Origin of the sequence: Neolewinella lacunae, from assembly GCF_014349155.1 — a bacterium.
Classification (GTDB): domain Bacteria; phylum Bacteroidota; class Bacteroidia; order Chitinophagales; family Saprospiraceae; genus Neolewinella; species Neolewinella lacunae.
In genome coordinates, this window is the sequence record NZ_JACSIT010000128.1 from 2,557 (window position 1) to 2,795 (window position 239).

The 239-nt window shown below is 58.2% G+C and carries 1 protein-coding gene; it reads right to left on the minus strand.

Translation table 11 applies throughout. The features are described 5' to 3' along the window. Positions 1-239 (minus strand): SdrD B-like domain-containing protein (locus H9S92_RS14065; RefSeq protein WP_222936110.1); only part of this gene is annotated, 239 nt, incomplete at both ends.

The following is a 239-nucleotide window of genomic DNA, read 5'->3' on the forward strand; positions in this document are numbered from 1 at the left end:
GGGATTACTACGTTGTAGGTACCGTTGGGCAGGTTGTCGAAGAAGTAGATGCCGTCGTCGTTCGTCGTCGTTTCACCGACCAGCGTCTCGGGCGTGCCGTCACCGTCCAGGTCAGCGAACAGCTGGACCGGTACGTTCGGGATCCCCACCTCGTTGGCACCCATCTGGATGCCATCGTTGTTCATGTCGAAGAAGACCGAAGAGCCAACGCTGTTGACCGGCACGAAGCCGAAGTCAAT